The organism is Amycolatopsis silviterrae, assembly GCF_042684085.1.
GTDB lineage: Bacteria > Actinomycetota > Actinomycetes > Mycobacteriales > Pseudonocardiaceae > Amycolatopsis > Amycolatopsis silviterrae.
In genome coordinates this window covers 108262-127295 of record NZ_JBHUKS010000041.1, presented here as the reverse complement: position 1 = coordinate 127295, position 19034 = coordinate 108262, and the positions used below count along the sequence as shown (strand labels likewise).

Annotated in this window: 17 protein-coding genes; 7 read left to right on the top strand and 10 right to left on the bottom strand. The window is 69.2% G+C overall.

Annotated features, from left to right (window positions below; translation table 11 throughout):
* Positions 1 to 141: 141 nt before the first annotated feature.
* The 9 genes from ACFSVL_RS46055 to ACFSVL_RS46015 are packed head-to-tail and all read right to left on the bottom strand — an operon-like array spanning position 142 to position 9375.
* The gene (locus ACFSVL_RS46055; protein ID WP_370937529.1) at positions 142 to 1074 is read right to left on the bottom strand and encodes a LysR family transcriptional regulator; all 933 of its coding nucleotides are present in this window, start codon (positions 1072 to 1074) and stop codon (positions 142 to 144) included.
* Between the two features lie 12 nt (positions 1075 to 1086).
* The gene (locus ACFSVL_RS46050) at positions 1087 to 2439 is read right to left on the bottom strand and encodes a phenylacetate--CoA ligase family protein (protein WP_378314424.1); all 1353 of its coding nucleotides are present in this window, start codon (positions 2437 to 2439) and stop codon (positions 1087 to 1089) included.
* Between the two features lie 31 nt (positions 2440 to 2470).
* Entirely contained in the window at positions 2471 to 3619 is a 1149-nt protein-coding gene (locus ACFSVL_RS46045; protein WP_378314422.1) for a CaiB/BaiF CoA transferase family protein, read from the bottom strand.
* The gene (locus ACFSVL_RS46040; RefSeq protein ID WP_378314420.1) at positions 3609 to 4817 is read right to left on the bottom strand and encodes a CaiB/BaiF CoA transferase family protein; all 1209 of its coding nucleotides are present in this window, start codon (positions 4815 to 4817) and stop codon (positions 3609 to 3611) included. The genes ACFSVL_RS46045 and ACFSVL_RS46040 overlap by 11 nt, the downstream gene beginning before the upstream one ends.
* 1 nt (position 4818) lies before the next feature.
* Positions 4819 to 5226, bottom strand: coding sequence for a Zn-ribbon domain-containing OB-fold protein (locus tag ACFSVL_RS46035; protein WP_378314418.1), 408 nt, complete (start codon positions 5224 to 5226; stop codon positions 4819 to 4821).
* On the bottom strand, positions 5226 to 6452 hold the full coding sequence (locus ACFSVL_RS46030) for a thiolase family protein (RefSeq protein ID WP_378314416.1): 1227 nt from the start codon (positions 6450 to 6452) through the stop codon (positions 5226 to 5228). Before ACFSVL_RS46030 ends, ACFSVL_RS46035 begins: the two co-directional genes overlap by 1 nt.
* Positions 6449 to 6955: a MaoC family dehydratase gene (locus tag ACFSVL_RS46025; RefSeq protein ID WP_378314414.1), complete on the bottom strand. Its 507-nt coding sequence runs from the start codon at positions 6953 to 6955 to the stop codon at positions 6449 to 6451. The genes ACFSVL_RS46030 and ACFSVL_RS46025 overlap by 4 nt, the downstream gene beginning before the upstream one ends.
* 30 nt (positions 6956 to 6985) lie before the next feature.
* Positions 6986 to 8137 carry an acyl-CoA dehydrogenase family protein gene (locus tag ACFSVL_RS46020; RefSeq protein WP_378314413.1) on the bottom strand — a complete coding sequence of 384 codons (1152 nt, stop codon included), beginning with the start codon at positions 8135 to 8137 and terminating at the stop codon, positions 6986 to 6988.
* 32 nt (positions 8138 to 8169) lie between these two features.
* Positions 8170 to 9375: a CaiB/BaiF CoA transferase family protein gene (locus tag ACFSVL_RS46015; protein WP_378314411.1), complete on the bottom strand. Its 1206-nt coding sequence runs from the start codon at positions 9373 to 9375 to the stop codon at positions 8170 to 8172.
* Between the two features lie 177 nt (positions 9376 to 9552).
* Between ACFSVL_RS46015 and ACFSVL_RS46010 the strand changes: the two genes are divergently transcribed.
* From ACFSVL_RS46010 to ACFSVL_RS45980, 7 genes are all read left to right on the top strand, one after another.
* On the top strand, positions 9553 to 10899 hold the full coding sequence (locus ACFSVL_RS46010) for an MFS transporter (protein WP_378314409.1): 1347 nt from the start codon (positions 9553 to 9555) through the stop codon (positions 10897 to 10899).
* Positions 10900 to 11229: 330 nt separating this feature from the next.
* Positions 11230 to 12003: an enoyl-CoA hydratase/isomerase family protein gene (locus ACFSVL_RS46005; protein ID WP_378314407.1), complete on the top strand. Its 774-nt coding sequence runs from the start codon at positions 11230 to 11232 to the stop codon at positions 12001 to 12003.
* 33 nt (positions 12004 to 12036) lie between these two features.
* Complete coding sequence (locus ACFSVL_RS46000; RefSeq protein WP_378314405.1) at positions 12037 to 12666, top strand: NAD(P)H-binding protein; 630 nt, start codon at positions 12037 to 12039, stop codon at positions 12664 to 12666.
* 57 nt (positions 12667 to 12723) lie between these two features.
* Positions 12724 to 13209 carry a MarR family winged helix-turn-helix transcriptional regulator gene (locus ACFSVL_RS45995; RefSeq protein WP_378314403.1) on the top strand — a complete coding sequence of 162 codons (486 nt, stop codon included), beginning with the start codon at positions 12724 to 12726 and terminating at the stop codon, positions 13207 to 13209.
* 40 nt (positions 13210 to 13249) lie between these two features.
* Complete coding sequence (locus tag ACFSVL_RS45990) at positions 13250 to 15181, top strand: FUSC family protein (protein WP_378314401.1); 1932 nt, start codon at positions 13250 to 13252, stop codon at positions 15179 to 15181.
* A gap of 53 nt (positions 15182 to 15234) precedes the next feature.
* The gene (locus ACFSVL_RS45985; protein ID WP_378314399.1) at positions 15235 to 16698 is read left to right on the top strand and encodes an aldehyde dehydrogenase; all 1464 of its coding nucleotides are present in this window, start codon (positions 15235 to 15237) and stop codon (positions 16696 to 16698) included.
* Positions 16699 to 16730: 32 nt separating this feature from the next.
* Entirely contained in the window at positions 16731 to 17825 is a 1095-nt protein-coding gene (locus tag ACFSVL_RS45980; RefSeq protein WP_378314397.1) for a Zn-dependent alcohol dehydrogenase, read from the top strand.
* 15 nt (positions 17826 to 17840) lie between these two features.
* Here the strand turns inward: ACFSVL_RS45980 and ACFSVL_RS45975 are convergent, their stop codons facing one another.
* The gene (locus tag ACFSVL_RS45975; protein WP_378314395.1) at positions 17841 to 19004 is read right to left on the bottom strand and encodes a low temperature requirement protein A; all 1164 of its coding nucleotides are present in this window, start codon (positions 19002 to 19004) and stop codon (positions 17841 to 17843) included.
* Between the last annotated feature and the right edge of the window lie 30 nt (positions 19005 to 19034).

Sequence of the window (19034 nt, the reverse complement as noted above, 5' to 3'; positions counted from 1 at the left end):
ATACCGAGCCCAGACCCCCGCCGCCTAACCTTCACTTAGCCAGTCCAACTTCCGGGGGCCAGTTCAGAATCTGATTCCCTCAGGGTTCCCCTCACGTACCGCAGGAACCAGCCAGGGGCGCCGCGGCGGGAAGGCGGGCTGTCACGAGACTGGGGGTTCGTCCACCGGCCGGTCCAGCAGCTGCTCGATCAGCGCCCGGCAGGCCGGCCCCGGACGGCGGCCCGCGGCGGTCGCGAGGTGGATTTTCCGCTCCGCCCACGGTTCGGCGAGTTCGACCACCGCGACCCGGTCGAGGAACTCCCGCGGCACCATGCACTCCGGCTGCGCCGCGACCCCGAGTCCGGCCTGGACCAGGCTCAGCGCGACCTCGCCGCTGCGCACGGTGAACGCCGGCTCGAACTCCTCGCCCAGCCGGCGCGCCGCGGCCCGGAACGCGCCCGCCATCGGGCCCACCGCGATCAGGGGCTCCGGCAGCAGCTCCGCGAACGTCACGCTCAGCCGGTCGGCGAACCGGTGCCCGCGCGGCAGCGCCACCACGATCCGGTCGCGGCGGTACGGCGTGACGTCCACGCCGGTCAGGTCGAGCTCGTGCGCGGCGGCGAAGACGCCGAGGTCCGCTTCGCCGCGCGCGACCTCCTGCACGATTTCCCGGTTTTCGATTTCGTGGACGATCAACCGGACCTGCGGGTATTGCCGGTAGAATTCACCGAGTTCCCGGGCGAGAAACGGCGCGAAGATCGACCGCGCCGAAGCGATTGTCAGATCTCCCTGCATTCCCTCGGTGAACGCCGCGATTTCCGACCGGATGTCCTCGAGACTGCCGAAGATCTTCCGCACGTGCCGCGCCAGCACCGCGCCCGCGGGCGTCGGCACCACGCCGCGCGGGCCGCGGTCCAGCAGTTCGATGCCGGCGATGGCCTCGAGATCGTGGATCCGTTTCGTCGCCGTCGACGCCGAGACGTTCTCCCGGATCGCGGCCAGCCCGATCTGCTTCTCCTCGACCGCGGACAGGAACAGCCGCAGGGTCAGGAGGTCGACCTGCCGGATCAGGTGCAGCCTGTTGAACGCGCTCACGCTCTACCTCTATCACGCGGTCTGCGCGGGCACCCGCTCGACGAGGTTGACTTTCACGTGGTCAGGGCGCTTCAAAGAGCCGTCCGGGACCAGCGTGACGGCGGTTTTCACGTTCAACGCGGACCGGATCCGGCTTTCCAGGGACGTCCGGAGTTCAGCCTGTTTCTCCGCGGGCAACCCAGCCGCGTGTTCGACCACGAGCGGCAGCGGCTTCTGCGTGGAATGTCCCTCGAAGTCCGCGCGGATGCGCATCTCGCCGGTGGTGACCGGGGCCAGCTCCGCCACCAGCTGCTTGATCGCCGACGGGAACACGTTGATCCCGCGGACGATCAGCATGTCGTCAGTCCTCCCGATGCACCGCACCGTGTATCCGGTCCTCCCGCACGCGCAGTCCGTGCCGGTCACGATCACGTGGTCGCGGGTGCGGAACCGCACCAGCGGCGACGCCTGCCTGCGCAGCGCGGTGTACACCAGTTCGCCCTGCGCGCCCTCGACCGGAGCGATCTGCTCGCCGGTGTCGGGGTTGATGAGTTCGGCGACCATCAGGTCCGGCGACAGGAAGTGCATCCCGTTCGCGGCCTCGCATTCGCCCCAGTACGTGCAGGCGATGTCGGTCCCGCCGAGCATCTCCCGCGAGGTCGCGCCCCACAGCGATTCCAGCTTCTCCCGCACCGCGGGCAGCCCGCCGCCGGGTTCGCCGCCGACGCTGATCGCGCGAACGCCCAGATCACGAGCGTCCATGCCCACGATCGCCGGTGCTTGTTCGGCGAGGTAGGCGAGGAAGTACGGGGTGCCGATCAGCGCATTGGGCCGCTGGTCGGCCTGCACGCGCAGCAGGCGTTCGGCTCCGGCCTCGGCTCCGATGGGGATGTCGACGATGCCCATGTGCTGCAGGATCTGCACCACCGGCAATCCGCCGACGAACCCCTTGCTCATCCCGAACGCGTGCAGCAACCGGTCGCCCGGCCGGAACCCGTTCGCGTACAGCGCCCGCGCGCCCAGCTCGCACCACGTTTCGATGTCGCCGCGGGTCAGCCCGACATACGACGGGCTGCCCGTGGTCCCCGAGGAGGCCTGGATCTGCACGATCTCGTCCGGGCTCGCTGCCGCGTGCGCCCCCAGCGGCGGTGCCGCGGCCAGGCTCTCGCGCAGTTCCTGCTTCTCCGTGAACGGCAATCCGGCCAGGTCCTCGACGGTCCGAACCTTCGCCAGGTCGATCCCCGCGAACTTCTCCTGATAGAACACACTGCGCGCAGCCACATACGCCAACTGCTCCCGCAACCGGTCTTCCTGTACCGCCCGAGCCTCGCTCGCGGGCGCGGACTCGATCGCGCTCCACTGCTTTTCCGAATACGGCGCAGCCATGACACTTTCCACTTCTGTCCGGGGGACGGGTTCAGGCCCGGGTCGGGAGCACCGAGCCGAGCAGGTCGTTGTCCGCGCCGATCGGGCGGACCGCGGGCAGCGGCGGCGGGCGCCTGCCGTCGAAGGACAAGGGCAGCCCGACGACGCCGATCTCGCCCTCGTCGGCCGCGCCGATGATGCCGAGTTCCCGGGTCTGCTCGTGGCCGACCAGCTCCGGGGTCGTCTGCACCGGCGCGCACGGGATCCCGGCCGCCTGCAGCCGGTCCTGCCACTGCGCGCGGGTGCCGCTCGCGATCCGCTCGCCGATCAGCCGGTCGATTTCGGCGCGGTTCTCCAGCCTCGCGGCGTTCGTCGCGAACCTCGGGTCGTCCGCCCATTCCGGGTGTCCGAGCGCGGCGGCCAGCCGGACGAACAACGCGTCGTTGGCGCAGCTGACGATCAGTGCGCCGTCCGAAGCCGCGAACGCGCGGTGCGGGACGATGAACGCCACACCGGACCCGTGCCTGCTGCCAGGGTATCCGTCTGCCCCGTACCCGGCGATGCCGACGCAGTTCCACGCGATCGCCGTCTCCAGCAGCGACGCGTCCACCGCGGCGCCGGTGTGCTTGACGTGCCGCCGGTTGAGCGCCGCGAGGATGCCGATCACCGCCCACATCCCGGTACCGAAGTCCACGATGGACACCCCGGCGCGCACCGGCCCGCCGTCGTGCTCCCCGGTGATGTCCATGATCCCGGAGAACGCCTGCATCAGCGGGTCGTAGCCGGGCAGTTCGCGCAGCGGCCCGGCCTTGCCGAACGCACCGATCTCGCAGTGCACCAGCTCCGGCTTGGTCACCCGCAGGCTCTCCGCGTCGAGACCGTATTTCGCGGCGCTGCCCGGACGCAGGTTGTGCAGGAAGACATCGGCCCGCTCGGCGATGAGCCGGTGCAGCGTGGCGAGCTGCTCGCGGTCCTTGATGTCGAGGCTGAGGTAGCGACGGCCGCGGTTGAGCGCGTGGAACGCGGCCCCGTCGCCCTTCCACTCGCTCGGCCCCCAGCCGCGCGCCGAGTCTCCGGTCGGCCGCTCCACCTTCCATACCTCGGCACCCAGCTCGGCCAGGATCTTGCCGGCGAACGGCGCCGAGGCGCTGTCGCTCAGCTCGACCACGACGATCCCGCTCAGGGGAAGCTCACGCGTCATCGCGCACTCCGATCCCGGCAGCGCCCGAGGCGGCCAGCGCACCGATCTCGTCCTCGCCGAACCCGAACTCCCCCAGCAGCTCCGCCGAATGCTCGCCCAGCCGAGGCGCGGGGTACCGCAGCTCGGGAGCGCTTTCGCTCCACTGCTGCGGGATGCCGATGGTGCGCAGCCGTCCCTCCGAAGGATGGTCCTGCTCCGCGAAGAACCCGATGTCGCTCATGTGCGGATCGCTCAGCAGCGTCTCCGGCGTGTTCATCCGGATGACCGGGATGTCCGCCTCGGTGAGCACCTTCAGCCACTCGTCGGTGGACCGGGTGGCAAAGACCTCGGCCAGGAACGCGTACAGCTCGCCGATGTTCTCCGTCCGGCCGTGGATGTCGGCGAACCGCGGGTCCTCCGCCAGGTCCGACCGCCCGACCGCGGCGAAGAACCGCTGCCAATGCCGGGTGGTGTAGATGTTGACGCCCAGGTAGCCGTCGAGAGTCCGGTACGGGCGGCGGTCCGCGTTCAGCATCCGCGCGTAGCCCCAGTCCCCGATCGGCGGCACGAAGGTGTGCCCGTAGAGGTGGTCGCCCATCGCGAAATGGGCGAACGTCTCGAACATCGGCACCTGCACCTCCTGCCCGTGCCCGGTGCGTTCCCGGTAGTACAACGCTGCGGTGACCGCCGACGAGGTCGCCATGCCGACCACCCGGTCGGCGATCGCCGTCGCGACGTACGCGGGTTCGCCCTGTCCGCGGCTCTGCACCACCGGCATGCCCACCGCCGCCTGGATCAGGTCGTCGTAAGCCGGTTTCGCCGCGTAGGGGCCGTTCTGGCCGAACCCGAAGCAGCCGCAGTACACCAGCCGCGGATTGATCTCGCGGGCGTCCGCATAGGACAGTCCGAGCCGGTGCATCGCCGCCGGGCGCAGGCTGTGCAGCAGGACGTCGGCCGAGCGCATCATGCGGACGAGCGCGTCGCGGCCGTCCGGATGCTTCAGATCGAGCACGAGGCTGCGTTTGTTCCGGTTCAGGTGCAGGAAGATCGCGGCCATCCCGGGATTTCGCCGCGGGCCGACGCCGCGGGTGGTGTCGCCTTCCGGGGACTCCACCTTCGCGACGTCGGCGCCGAGATCCGCGAGCAACAGGGACGCGTACGGCCCCATGAAGTTCGAGGTCAAGTCCAGGATCCGCACACCGTCGAGCGGGCCTGCCATGTCATTCCTCCGTTGCCGGGGCGAACACCGGGAGCGTCTGCTCCCCGCGCCGCACGAAGCGGACCTCGACCGGCATGCCGATCTCGATCGCGTCCGGTTCCGCTTCGATCTGGGTGAACAGCTGGTAACCCTCCGCCAGTTCGACGAACCCGACCGTGTAAGGCACGATCGCCGCCCACACCGGCGTCGGACCGCGCGTGATCGTGCTGTAGGACCACACCGTGCCGCGCCCCTGGGACTGTTCCCAGCCGAGCGAGCGGGCGGAGCAGTGCGGACAGTACGAGTGCGCGGGCCACACGACCTCGCCGCACGAACCGCAGCGCTGGTAAGCGAGCCGTTCCTCGTCGAGCGCCGACCAGTACGGTTCGGCATCCGGCAGCCGGTACGGCTGCGGCCAGTCCTCGCTCATCACGGCCTCCCAGCGTCGTTGCCGGACAACACCATCACACCCGCCGCGGCGAGCATTCCGCCCGCGCCCTGCACCAGCACCGTGCGCGGTTTCCGCTTCGGCGCCAGCCCCAGCGCGGTCCCCCGCAACTGCCGGACCGCCTCGACCAGACTGTCCATATTGCACGAGATCCCCGGCTGCCCGAAGGAAAGCCAGCCGCCGTTGGTGTCGGTCGGCAGGTCGCCGTCAACCCCGGTGCGGCCCTCGCGGTACACGTCGATGCCGTGACCCTTCTTCGCGAAACCCTGGTCCTCCATGATGATCGGGCCCATGTGCGCGAAGTTCACCGACAGCTGCAGCATGTCCACATCGGACGGAGTGAGCCCGGATCGGGTGAACGCCTGACGGGCGGCCTCGACCGTCGCGGTGTGCGTGAGGTTCGGGAACTCGCCCAGCCCGGCGAACCGGCCCGACCGCATGTTCATCCGGTCGGTGAGGTACTCGTGCGTCGTCGCCGAACCGTAGCCGTGCACCCAGACCGGGTCGCGCGCTTCCTTCGCGCGCTCCGGGGAGGTGACTACGAGCGCGCCGCCGGTGCCACCGCCCCAGGTGGAGCACATCCACCGCCGCAGCGGCGTGGCGACGTACGGCGACGACAGCACCTTCTCGCGGTCGACCTCGCCGTGCTTGCGCTTCGCCGCGTGCGGATGCTGCGCACCCCACCGCTGGTTGGCGATCGCGACGTCGGCGAGATCTTCTTCGGTCATCCCGTATTCGTGGAAGTACCGGTGCGCGGCCTGCGCGTACAGCGACGGGATGGTCGGGCCGTAAGGCACCTCGTACTGCGGGTCTGAATCGGCTTCGGAGCCCATCGCCACGGCGTCCACGAACAGTTCGGTCGCGTCGCTCTGGACGCACAGCACGTATTCCGCCGCGCCGGCCGCGATCATCTGCGACGCCACCGCGATGGTCGACGTCAGGCCCGCCCCGTGCAGCGTGATCTCGCTGTTGAGCGTAACCGGCATCTGCAGGTGCGAGATGAAGATATTGCTCCACTGGGACCGCTTGTCCGCCCACGGCGAGCGCCCGGTGAACACCGCGTCCACCTGGTGCTTGCCGATCCCGGCGTCGGCCAGCGCGGCCATCGTCGCCTCGGTGGCCAGTTGCAGCGGGTCTTTCCGGTCGGCCTTCGACGCATACGCGTCGCCCATCCCGACGATCGCGGCGACCGGTTCCCCGGCGCTCACTTCCTCTCCGGCTGCTTCTCCGTCGGCAGGGACGCCGCGAGCAGCTCTTCGAGGTCGTCGCGGCGGCGCAGCATCAGCAGGCTCCACTCGCTGCGCTGCACCACGTAGCCGTCCTGGTTGAGAGCCTTCATCAGGAAGGTGGTGACGCCGTACTTCTCGTCCTTTTCCTTCTTCGCGGTGACCTCGGCGGTCACGTAGATCGTGTCGTCGATCGCGACCGGCTTGAGGTAGCGCAGGTTGTCGATCCCGTAGTTCGCCTGGATCGACGGGCCGAACTGGATCAGCCCGGTCATGATCGAGTACGTCAGCGAGCCCTGCACCAGCCGCTTCCCGAACCGGGTCTGCTCGGCGTAGTGCTTGTTGGAGTGGATCTCGATCCAGTTGCCGGTCAGCGCGCAGTAGTTGACGACGTCGGCCTCGGTGATCGTCCGCCCGCCGGTGCGGAAGACCTGGCCGACCTCCAGCTCGTCGTAGGGCATGTCGATGCGGTTGTTGATCCCCATTGATCTTCTCTCCTCGGGAAAACGGGCGGGTCAGGCGGGCAGGCGCATCGACTTCGCGATGATGGTGCGCTGGATCTGGGAAGTGCCGCCGCCGATCGTCGACTGGATGCTTTCGCGCAGGTAGCGCTCCATGTCGCCCTCGGGCAGGTTCGCGTAGCCGCCCAGGATCTGCATGCCGTCGAGCGCGCACTGCTTGAGGGTTTCCGAGCCGTACAGCTTGGCCATCGACGTCTCGCGGGCGGCCGGCAGGTTGTCCGCCTTCATCTGCGCCGCGCGGTAGCACAGCAGGCGAGCGGCGTCGACGCGCGTCTGGTTCTCCGCCAGCATGTGCTTGAGCACCTGGAAATCGCGGATCGGCTTGCCGAACTGGGTGCGCTGGTGGGCGTAGCGGTTGGCGTTGCTGACCGCCTCCTGCGCGTTGCCGGTGTAGGCCGCGGCGACCGCGCAGCGTTCCAGCTCAAGGTGTTCGGTGATGATCTTCCAGCCCTGGCCGACCTCGCCGAGCAGCGCGTCCGCGGGGACCCGGACCTCGTCGAGGAAGATCTCGGTGGTGCCGGTGGCGTGCCGGGACAGCGTGGGCAGCTTGCGGATGTCCAGGCCCGGGGTGTCGTTCGGGATCAGCAGCACGGACAGGCCGTTGTGCTTGTCGTTCTTGTCGGTGCGGACGAGCATCGCGATGACAGTGTCCTTCGCCGCCGCACCGCTGCACCACAGCTTCGAGCCGCTGACGATCCAGTCGCCGTTCTCGTCCTGGCGCGCGTGGGTCTTGGTGTTGGCCGCGTCCGAACCGGCGTCCGGCTCGGAGATCGAGACGGAGAACCGGATCTCGCCGTCGATGAACGGCTTGACGTAGCGGGCTTTCTGCTCCGCGGTGCCGTACTTGATGATGTTCATCGCGGTGAACGTGGGCACCAGCACCGAGCAGGCGAAGTCGAAGCCGAACTTGCCGAGCCCCTCGGCCATCAGGGAGTAGTCGAAGATGTCCCCGCCGGAGCCGCCCTCGGACTCCGGGATCAGGATGCCGAGCCAGCCCTGCTTCGCGATCTTGTCATACGCCTCGTACGGGTACTGCCGTTCGAAGTCGCAGTTCCGGACATACTCGACGGTGATTTCGTTGTCCATGAAGTCGTTGACCGTCTTCAGCCATTCCGACTGCGATTCGTTGAGGAAATTCGCGCACATTTTCTCGTACTCCCATCGCGGTTTCCATCAGGTTAATGCGACTGGACCGGAAAGCCAATTGACGGTTCCCGAAGGCGGGATTCGGGATTTCCGAACCCGGCGCGCAGGGCCGCGGCCTCCGCGGCGGAAAAGCCCCAGTCGGCCAGCGCCTCCTCCGCGTGCTCCCCCGGCGCGGCAGGCGGCCGCCGGACCGCCCCCGGCGTGCGGCTGAACCGCGGCGCGGGAGCGGGCTGCACGACGCCGTCGACCTCGACGAACGTGCCGCGCGCCCGCAGATGCGGATGGTGCGGAGCCTCCGCCATCGACAGCACCGGCGCGAGGCACACGTCCTGCCCTTCGGCGAGCGCGCACCACTCGTCACGCGTCTTCGTCCGGAACACCTCGGCGAAGCGCTTTTTCATTTCCGGCCAGCGCTGCCGGTCGTGCTGACCGGGCAGTTCGTCCTCTGCCAGCCCGAGCATCCGCAGGGTGTTGCGCCAGAAACGGGTCTCATTCGCGGCGAGGCTGATCCAGCCGCCGTCCTCGGTCTCGTAGACCTGGTACCAGGGCGCGCCGGAATCGAGCCGGTTCGTGCCGCGCTCGTCGGTCCAGTAGCCCGCCGCCCGGAAGCCGTAGAAGGCAGTCATCAGCGACGCCGAACCGTCCACCATGGCGGCGTCCACCACCTGCCCCTGGCCTGAACTGCGACTTTCCAGCAGCGCGGACACCACGCCGAAAGCCAAGTACAGCGCCCCGCCGCCGAAGTCGCCGGCCAGGTTCAGCGGGATGACGGGCGGTCCTCCCGCCTCGCCGATCGAGTGCACGACGCCGGTCAGGGACACGTAGTTGACGTCATGGCCCGCGGCTGCGGCGAGCGGCCCCTCCTGGCCCCAGCCGGTCATCCGGCCGTACACCAGTGCCGGGTTCGCGGCCAGGCATTCGTCCGGCCCGAGCCCCAGCTTCTCCGCGACGCCGGGACGGAACCCCTCCACCAGCGCGTCCGCCCGCTCGGCCATCCGCAGCACGGCGGCGACCGCGGCCGGGGTCTTGAGGTCCAGCGGCACGCCGCGGCGGCCGCGATTCATCAGCTCGAAGCGCGGTTCGATCGGCGCCCCGCCGTCGTAGCCGGGCGGGCGTTCGATCCGCAAGACCTCGGCGCCGAGATCGGCCAGCAGCATGCAGGCGAACGGCGTCGGCCCGACCCCGCCGAGCTCGACGATCCGTACCCCGGCCAGCGGTCCGGAATGCGTGTCCTCCATCCTCGCGACGCTACGCGCGCGGGGGGCGGAAACCTATTTCGCAAACCCGAAGCCGCGCTTCGGGAACTCCGAATTGATTACCCCGAACGGCCTGCTTACGCTACGGCGACCCCGCTCGGGGTCCTGTTTTGATCACATTTCCCGGTCCGCCGCACCCCATTCGGAGAGGGGCGTTCAATGACGACGCCGAAATCCCCGTCCGCACCGGAACCCGCCGCCCGCGCCCGATCCGGCCGCCGCGCCGTCGTGGCGAGCATGGTCGGCACCACCGTCGAGTACTACGACTTCCTGGTCTACGGGGTCGCCGCCTCGCTGGTCTTCGGAAAACTGTTCTTCCCCCAGGTCGACCCCGCAGCCGGGGTCCTGCTGTCGCTGTCCACCTTCGCGATCGCCTTCGTGATGCGCCCCATCGGCGCCGCGATCTTCGGCAACCTCGGCGACCGCGTCGGCCGCAAACGCGTCCTGTTCCTGACCATGATGCTGATGGGCGTGGGCACCTTCGCGATCGGCCTGCTGCCGACCTACCACACGATCGGCATCCTCGCACCCATCCTGCTCGTGCTCTGCCGCTTGGTCCAAGGCCTCGCCCTCGGCGGCGAACAGGCCGGCGGCTTCGTGATGAGCGTGGAAAGCTCCGGCGACAAACGCCGAGGCCTGGCCGGCGCGTTCGTCAACTCCGGTGCCGGCTGGGGCTTGCTGCTCGCGAACCTGCTGTTCCTGGTGCTGAACGAACTCCCCGGCGACGCCTTCCTCACCTGGGGCTGGCGCATCCCGTTCCTGCTGAGCGCGGTCCTGGTGCTGGTCGGCCTGTACATCCGGGTCAAGCTCGACGAAAGCCCCGAGTTCGTCCGCGTGGAGAACGCGCAGGCGGTCAAGCGGGTCCCGCTCGCGGACGCGGTCAAGCGCGGCTGGCGCCCGATGATCCTGGTGATGCTGTGCTGCCTCGGCACGCACGTCAATTTCTATGTGGTGACGGTGTATTCGCTGACCTACGGCACGTCGGTGCTGCACCAGCCGAAGACGACGCTGCTGTCGATGCTGCTCATCGTGACCGCGATGTACATGTTCTCGACCCCGCTGTTCGGATTGCTGGCCGACCGGTTCGGCCGCAAGCAGGTGTTCGTGGTGTCGGCGATCGCCCTGGTGCTGACCCCGTTCGCGTTCTACCCGCTGCTGGGCAGCGGCAGCTACCTGCCGATGGTGGCCGGTTTCGTGCTGCTGTTCATGGCCGTAAGCGCGAACTCCGCCGCCGAGCCGACGTTCTTCGCGCTCGCCTTCCCTCCTTCGATCCGCTACAGCGCGCTGGCGGTGTCCTACGGCCTTGGCGCGGTGCTGGGCGGCTCGTTCGCACCGTTGATCTCGGCGGCGTTGTTCAAGTCGAGCGGCAGTTGGACGACGGTGGCGATCTACAACGGCGGGGCGGCGCTGATTTCCGTTGTCGCTGGGTTGCTGCTGCGGGAACTTCCCCGGCTGAGCACGAAAACGTCAACCGCACAGTCCGGCTCCTCCGCTCAGGCTGTCTGACCGGCGTACGCGGTGCCTGGCTGCCCGAGGAACCGGACAGCCAGGCACCCGGGACTGGCCTAGATGGCCGTCGCAGGCAATCAAGGCTGGCGGAAAGAACCGAACGCCACCGCCGCGGGCTGGAACCCGGACACCGAACTTTCGTTATCTCGAAGCGCCGCTTTCGGAATTTCGCATTGCTCGCGAAGAAACAGCTGTTTAGGTTGCTCGCATGTCCCCCAGCAGAAATACCGCCACCGGCCCGACGCACTCCGTGCCCGCCCGCCCGTCGTCCGTCCTCTGCGGCAGCATGGCTCGCGCCGGGCGCGGCGGCACGGCAACGGACTCCTGATGGTCGCCGTCACGCGCGCCGGCGCGGTCGGGGTGCTGGAGCTGAACCGGCCGGGCAAGTTCAATGCCCTGCGCCGCACCGATTTCGCCGAGATGGCCGCCGGGCTGGACGAGTTCGAGCGGCCGGGATCCGGGGTGCGGGCCGTTCTGCTGTGCGCGAGCGGCGACCACTTCTGCACCGGCGGGGATCTCGCCGAAGCCAAGACGATGCTCGGCGATTCCCCCGCGCTGGAACGATTCCTGCGGCTCGCGCACGCCACGCTGGCCCGGCTGGCGGACAGCCCGCTCCCGGTCGTGGCCGCCTGCCAAGGTTTGGTCCTGGCCGGCGGACTGGAACTGATCCTCTGCTGCGATGTGGTCTTCGCCGCCGACAACGCCCGCTTCGGCGACCAGCACGTGCAGTACGGGCTGGTCCCGGCGTGGGGCGCGACCCAGCGACTCCCCCGCGTCGTCGGGCCGAACCGCGCACTGGACCTGATGTATTCCGGACGCCGGATCGACGCCCGGACCGCGGCGCAGTGGGGTCTGGCCAGCTACGCAGTGCCCGCCGCCGAACTGGCCGCAGCGGCGCGCGGATACTGCGAAACACTCGCCACGCGCAGCAGGCCCGCTCTGACCGCGATGAAGAGCCTCTGCCGCACAGCCCTGGACGAACCGCTCGGAAGCGGGCTGCGGCTTGAACGCGAGGCCGTCGTGCGGGCGACGGCCGGGCCCGACCCGGCCGAGGGCATCGCTGCTTTCGAAGCCCGGCGGGCGCCCCGGTTCGCTGATTGACCCGTCGATGCCCGCACCAGGAAGGGAATCCGCATGACCAGCGTTCTCGTGCTCGGCGCGTCCGGGCAGATCGCCTCGTGGGCGATCGGCATGCTGGCAGAGCAGGGTGCCGCGCTCACGCTGTTCGCCCGTGACAAGAGCCGCATCGACAACGTCCCCGATGGAGCGACGGTGATCGAGGGCGACGCGAGAGACCGCACAGCACTCGCGAAAGCGGTGCGCGGGCAGGACATCGTCTACGCGAACCTCGCCGGTGCCGTCGACGAGCAGGCGCGGGCCATCGTCGCGGTCATGGAAGCCGAGGGCGTCAATCGCCTCGTCTTCGTGACCGCGCTGGGCATCTACCAGGAAGTCCCCGGCGCGTTCGGCCGCTGGAACCGCACCACCATCGGTGCCGCCACACTGGACACCTACGCGGCGGCATCCGACGCGATCGAAGCCTCGTCGCTGGATTACACGGTGCTGCGCCCAGCCTGGCTCTCCGACGCCGACGAGGTCTCCTACGAGGTCACCCGGCGCGACGAACCGTTCCAGGGCACCACAGTGTCGCGCAAGAGCGTCGCAGCGCTCGTCGCCGACATCGTGGCCCATCCGGAGAAGCACGTCCGCGAGAACCTCGGCGTCGACAAGCCGGGCACCGACGGCGACCGGCCGGTCTGGTAGCGGCCCCGGCGCGGCACAGCGCGGCAAAGTAGTTAGGCGCCTGATAGTATGGCAGCTATGGATGCGATGCTCGGACCGAGGCAAGGGCTGCTGCTGCGTCGTCTCGACGGCAGCGGGCAAGCGGAGTTCGCGATGGGCCTGCTGGCGACAGCGCGCCGGATCGACGACGCCTACAACGAACTGCTCGTCCGGCACGACCTGTCGGGCGGCCGTTTCGCCGCTCTTCTCGCGGTGGGCGAGGCACCGGGGATCACGCCCGCACGGCTGTCCGAGGAGCTGGAAGTCAAGCGGGCGACCGTCACCGGCCTGATCGACGGACTCGTCAAGCGCGGGTTCGTCGTCCGCGGCAGCGACGAGGCCGACCGCCGAGTGCAGACCTTGACGATCACACCGGACGGCGAACAGCGCGTAAAGGACGTTCTCCCGCTCGTCGAGCAATGGCTGTGCGGCCTGACGTCCGGCATCGAGGGCAACGGCCGCAAGACCGCCTGGCGGCTGCTGTCGCGCATCCACGACAACCTCGGCGAGAGCACGGGCGATTGACCCGCCGCGCTCGCGGCTTTCAAGCAAAGGTGTTTCGAACATGGACTGGGTTGCTTTCCGGGACGCCGCCCGGCGCGGCATGCAGCCGGGCAAACCGCTCCAGGACCCGCTCAAGCTGACGCGGGTCGCGGTCGGCATGCTGATCGCAACGGTCGTCGGATATCTCCTGCACGACCCGGAGCAGCAGCTGCTGGTCGTCGTGGGCGCGTTCCTGGGCACGATCGCCGCGGTCATGCCGCACAACCGGTCCCGCATCGCCGCGACGCTCGCGACCAGCGCCGCGCAGATCGCCGCCGCCGGGCTCGGGGTGCTGGTTTCCGGGAACTGGGCGCTGATCCTGGCGGCCGTCTTCGTGCTGTTCCTGGTTTCCGGGCTCCTGCGCGCCGTCGCGATCGGGATCAGCATGCGCCTGACGGTCGTCACCATCGTCTTCTTGGCGTTCGCCGAGATCTCGGCGGAGCTGACGGCGAGCGCGGGCCAGGTCGTCGCGTTCTTCGCCGCGGGGTTCGCGATCATGAACCTCGCACAGCTGCTTCCCCCATACGAGTCCCAGCACTCGGCGCAGCGCGGTGCCGTCGCGGGCTTCTACCGGGCGATCGCGTCCGGCGGCGCCGGGGACTCCGCTCTCCTGGCTGCCGACCGCAGCCTGGCATTGCTGCGCTGGAGCAGCCACCGCGAGCTCGACCGGCTCACGCAGCTGGTGGTACGCGGCGAGGAAATCGGGCAATTGATGCGCGCGCTCGGCAATCGCGCGGACGACGAATCGGCCCGTTGGCAGGAGGCCTCGGCTCGCCAGCTGGTCGCCATCGCTTCAGCGGTTTCGCGCGCACGTACCAGCGGCTTCCCTCTCGCGGTCGCGTGGCCGGGTGAGCCGAGCAGCGAACTCCAGCGCGCCGTGGCGCGTGCGGTGGACGCCGCGACTCGGCTCGCCGCGGGCGAGCAGGTTGCCCCTGCCTCCGACGAGCGGCACACGCCGAGTTCCTTCGAACTGATCGCGGACGAGCTGCGCTGGGGCTCTCCGATCCTGCACCACGCGCTGCGGCTGGCGATCGTCTGCGTCGTCGCGCAGGTGGCCGGCATGGCGGTGGGCTCCTGGCTGGGATCGGCGGCTTTCCTCGCCGGGCACGGTTTCTGGGTGGTCGTCGCGGCGGCGCTGATCGTGTTCCCGGACTACGGCTCCACCTTCGCGCGCGGCATCGGACGTTCCCTCGGCACCGTCGCGGGCGCGGTCGCCGGCGTGGCGCTGTCCTTCTTGCCTTACGTCCCGGCTCTGCACGCCGTCGTGCTGCTCCTGCTGTTCTGCGGTTACCTGGCGTTCCGCAGCTGCGGTCAGCCGTACACGATGTTCTGGGTGGTCGCCTGGATCGGCTCGCTGACTCCCGGCCCGCTCGGCGCGACCACTCGCGGCCTCGACACGATCATCGGCTGCCTGCTCGCGTTCGCCGCCTATCTCCTCGCTCCCACGTGGCACCGGCGCCTGCTCACCGAGCGGCTCGCCGAGTGGGCGGAAGCGACCACGCGGCAGATCGACGCACTTGTGCTCCTCTGGGCGGCGGACGACGAGACGCACCGGCTCGCAGCCGGTCACGCAGTGGTGCGCACCCGACTGACTGCGCTGGAGTTCACCGCGGCGGCCCGCGGCGCCCGTCTCGAACCTCGCGACCGGCACGGCCGCTGGGAAAACGACGCCCTCGACCCGGCCATCGACGCGGTGACGAGCGTACGGCGACAGATCGCGGCCCTCTCCGCGCTCGCTCCCGCCTGGAACACCGAGGAACGCACAGCAGTCACGTCCCGCATCGAGGCTGCCTCACGCGACCTCGACGCGATCGCGCAGGCCCCGGTGAGCGCCGCGCAGCCAGGCGACGCGGAAGGAACGACCTCCGAGGACACCACCGCAGCGCTCGGACGGCTGCGCGACGCCGTCGCCGCCCTGGAGACGCTCGTCGCGGCACAGACCCCGGCGCGCTGACCTGACGGGCGGCTTCGACCAGACACCTGAAGACAGGAAAGGAAACGGACATCATGTGGCAAGGCCACTACGACAGCCTGTTCATCGGCGGCGACTGGGTCGCCCCGTCCACGGGCGAGAAGCTGACCGTGCTCTCCCCCTACACCGAAAAGCCCATCGCGACGGTGCCCATGGGCGTCGAAGCCGACGTCGACCGGGCCGTCGCGGCAGCCCGCGAAGCCTTCGACAAGGGCCCGTGGCCGTGGATGTCGCTGGCCGAGCGCTCGGCCGTCATGCGCAGGCTCAGCGCCGAGATGCAGGCGAACGAAGCGACGATGGCCGAGCTCGTGTCCGCGGAGATGGGCACGCCGATCCAGCATTCGGTGCCCATCCAGGCCCGGCGTCCCCGGCTGATCGTCGACCAGATGACGGAACTCGCCCAGAGCTACCCGTTCGAGGAAATCCGAGACGCCCCGTCCGGCCGTGCCCTCGTGCACCGCCGTCCCGCCGGCGTGCTCGGCGCGATCGTTCCGTGGAACGCACCCCATCTGATCACCGTCATGAAGCTCGCCCCGGCGCTGCTGGCCGGATGCACCGTGGTGGTCAAGTCCGCTCCCGACGCACCCTTGAACCAGTACCTCTTCGCGGAGATGGCCCAGAAGGCAGGTCTGCCCGCGGGCGTGCTGAACATCGTGTCCGGGGACCGGCCCGCCAGCGAGCACCTGGTTTCCCATCCGGGGGTCGACACGATCTCCTTCACCGGATCGACCGGCGTGGGCAAGAGCATCGCCGCGGTATGCGCCGGGCTGCTGCGCCCCGTCACCCTCGAGCTCGGGGGCAAGTCCGCCTCCGTGCTGCTCGACGACGCCGACGTGGAGTCGACCGTCGACACCGTGCTGCACGCGGCGCTGCGCAGCAACGGCGAGGTCTGCACCGCCAAAACGAGGATCGTGCTTCCCCGAAACGTCTCCGGCCGATTCGTCGACGCGCTGGCGGCGAAGATCAGCGCGCTCAAGATCGGCGATCCGCTCGACCCGGAGGTCTACTTCGGCCCCCTCGTGAGCGCGGCGCACCGTGAACGCGTCGAGGGCATGATCGCCGCGGCGGTGCGCGAAGGAGCCGTTCCGATCGTCGGCGGCGGCCGTCCGAAGGGGCTGGACACCGGCTGGTTCGTGGAGCCTACCGTCTTCACCGGCGTCGCTCCGTCGATGCACATCGCGCAGGAGGAGGTCTTCGGTCCGGTGGTCTCGGTGCTCGAGTACGACACCGAGGAAGAGGCGCTGGCGATCGCCAACGACTCCCGCTACGGCCTCAGCGGCGCGGTGTTCTCCGCCGATCCGATGCGCGCCACGCGTTTCGCGGCTCGCATGGAGACCGGCATGACCGAGGTCAACGGATGCCCGGCCGGGCTCGCCGCGCCGTTCGGCGGGGTGAAGGACAGCGGGCTCGGTTACGAACTGGGTCTCGAAGGGTTCGACGAGTTCGTCGAGATCAACAGCATCGGCATTCCCGCGGACCTGCCCTGGCCCGCCCGCTGAGCACACCCGATCGAAGAGACAGGAGACATCCGATGAGAGCGGCCGTCATGGTCGAGGTGGGCAAGCCTCTCGAGATCCGCGAGATCGAGCTCGACGAGCCGATGCCGCGCGAGGTCGTGGTCAAGGTCAAGGCCAGCGGGCTGTGCCACAGCGACCTCCACACGATGAACACGGACTTCGGGTGGCCGCTGCCGCTGGTCCTCGGCCACGAGGTCGCCGGCGTCGTGGAATCGACCGGCGCGGACGTCACCGGAGTGAAGGCGGGCGATCACGTCGTCGCCAACCTGATCTCGAGCTGCGGCGCCTGCGCCGACTGCGTGCTCGGTGTCCCGACGAACTGCGCCAACCCCGGCGCGATCCGGCGCGGCCCGAACGAGCGGCCGCGGTATTCGCTGGACGGCAAGACCGTCACCCAGATCGGCGACATCGGCGGCTTCGCGGAAAAGATCCTGGTGCACGAGCGCAATCTCGTCCCGGTCGACAAGGCCCTCCCCTTCGACCGGGCCGCGCTGCTCGGCTGCGGCGTCATCACCGGCGTCGGGGCCGTCAAGAACGCCGCCCGGGTGAAGTTCGGGGACACCGTCGCCGTCATCGGCTGCGGCGGGGTCGGCCTCAACGTCGTGCAAGGAGCCGCGATCTCCGGGGCGAGCCACGTGATCGCGATCGACCTCCAGCCGGCCAAGCTCGAACTCGCCCGCACATTCGGCGCCACCGAGGTCGTCAACCCGGCCGAAGAGGCCGATCTCGCCGACCGCGTCCGGGAAATCGTCGGCAAGGGCGGTGTCGACTACGCCTTCGAGGTCGTCGGGCTGCCGCAGACCGTCCGGCAGGCGACCGACATCACCGGCCGCGGCGGTTCGACGTACGTCGTCGGCAAGATGAAACCGGGGACCGGGGCCGCGCTCACTGCCGATGACCTGCTGCGCGGCAACAAGAAGCTGAGCGGAGTGTTCATGGGCGCGACCGTGGCGGAGATCGACATCCCGCTCTACGCGCGGCTGTACCGGCAAGGCAGGCTGAACCTGGACGACCTCGTCTCCGAGACAATCACGCTGGACCAGGTCAACGACGGATACGCGAAGCTCGGGAAAGGCGAAACCGCGCGCAGCGTCGTGGTCTTCGACTGAACCCCGTGGCGGCCGTCAGACCTCCTGGCCGTCGAGCGGCCGCCGCCAGACGAGGACCACGACCGCTCCGGCGAGGATTGCGGCGGTGAGCGCGAACGGGACCGGAATGAAAGGGTCCACCAGGACCAGCAGCCCGGCCAACGGCAGGACGGCGTTGACGACCCGGTCGGCGTGCGGCCGGATCGCGAGAGCCCAAATGCCAAGCACGAAGACCGCGAGCGGAACAGTGTAGGCGAAAGACGCGCCAGGCTGATGCAGCGCACTGTGTCCGGTGAGGACGTCGATCTCGACCTCGATGCCAGCGGAAAACGCTCCCGCGGCGGCGAAGATGAAGAAGTGCCCGTACCCGTAGGCCAGCGAACTCGCGAAGCCCTTGATAGCGCGGTGATGCGGCGGCCAGAAGTAGATCCACCACAGCGCCGCCGTCGCCACGAGAGTCAGCACGGCGATGCCGATGAGTTCTCCGGGCGATTCGGTGTCGCGAAGGGCTTCGATGATCGCGTTGGCAGAGGCGAGCAGGCTCTCGCCGAGGAGGATGAGCGTGAACAAGCCGTACCGTTCGGTGATGTGATGCGGGTGCCAGGGCGTGGACCCGGTGCGCTCGGCGACGATCGGCACGGCGATTTCCGCGACGACGAGCACGATCAGCGCGACCGTGAACATCCCGGCCGGAAGCAGCAGCGAAGCCAGCCACAGCAACTGGACCAGGGTGATGCCCGCCGCGTAGATGAGCGTCGCCCGGCGCGCGGGCCCGCCTGATCGCGACGCGCGCAGCCACTGGGCCACGAGCGCGAAGCGCATCACGACGTAGGCGAGGATCAGCACCGAATAGTCGCCGTGCTCGAACGCCGGACCGATGCCGGAGGCGAGGACGAGCACGCCGCCCATCTGCACGATCGTGAAGACCCGGTACAGCCAGTCGTCGGTGTCGAACGAGGTGGCGAACCAGGTGAAGTTCATCCAGGCCCACCAGATCCCGAAGAACACGACGCAGTAGTTGCCGATCCCGTCGAGCACGTGCCCCTCGCCGAGCGCATGGTGCAACTGCGCGGCGGCGATGCTCACGGCGACCACGAAGACGAGGTCGAAGAACAGCTCCAAGGTGGACGCGGCGCGCCCGGCTTCGTCCGGGTCGCGCGGGCGCATCGGGACGAGCCGGAATCGGGAGTCGGGCGTCATGGCATGGATCTTCCTGCACGCTAGCGGTAT